Annotated in this window: 1 protein-coding gene; it reads right to left on the reverse strand. The window is 50.6% G+C overall.

All coding sequences use genetic code 11. The annotated features are described in order from the left end of the window. Positions 1 to 201: 201 nt before the first annotated feature. Positions 202 to 932: hypothetical protein (locus RC73_RS19575; RefSeq protein ID WP_039036198.1), on the reverse strand; the 731-nt coding region annotated here is incomplete at its 5' end.

The following is a 932-nucleotide window of genomic DNA, read 5'->3' on the forward strand; positions in this document are numbered from 1 at the left end:
CAAACATACAGGACATCCAAAACACTTTCTGAGCTGCAAGGAAGCTCGTTGCAGGGGCCAGTCTCTGATAAATAACGACGGATTTTTGGAAGTAGGCTCTCTGAGATGAGTAATCTGCGAGATTCATGCAAAAACTGCGGTTGCCAAGCATGCCAACGGCAGGCTTAAGCCTGTTTATGCAAAATCACCAAGGGTTTAAGGTTAATGGGGATGTATTGCTTGGCTTTGTTGCTTACCCCGGCACCATTTACCACCATATTTGGCCTTCATCGCACACATGGCATCCCATCGGCCACTCATGCCACTGTACTGACGGCGAAACTCCTTGGCAGAAGTTATCCAGGCATCGTCGCTGATACCAAGCTCAAGCAGTAGTTTGGGCCTGGAACAGGCAATAAAGCCACGCTTGTCTTCCCGCACCGCCCGGCCTGTCCAATCAATCAGCTCCAGATAGTCGGCAAAGTGAAATGGGATGCCGCTTTGTTCGGCGGCAGTGGCTGCACCATCAAATTGCAGCAGTGGCTTAATTGAAGCGTTGGCAGTTGCTGGCTCAGCAACTTCCTCTATGCGCTCCTGAATGGATGTATAATCAGAAGTTTGCAGCGAATCTGCAATACCTGCGCGAATGGGATTTAAATCCACGTACATCATGCAGGCCAGCAGCGCCTGTTCATCGAGCAGTGCCTGCGACTTAAAGCGCCCTTCCCAGAATACACCCTTGCAACTATCTTCTCGATTGGCCTTGCGGGCGATATCTTCGTTTAAACAGCGCATAAACCAACTGATACTGCCAAGGCGTTCCTGCCAATCGCTAATCAGCGAATCCAGCAGTATTCGCTCACCTTCCGAGAGACTATCGCCCTTAAGGAACTTTGCCGCCACGGGATTGCCACTAAAGAGCCCTGTCCAACGCTCAATGACTTCAAATGGCG

The organism is Shewanella sp. ECSMB14102, assembly GCF_000813075.1.
GTDB classification, from domain to species: Bacteria; Pseudomonadota; Gammaproteobacteria; order Enterobacterales; family Shewanellaceae; genus Shewanella; species Shewanella indica.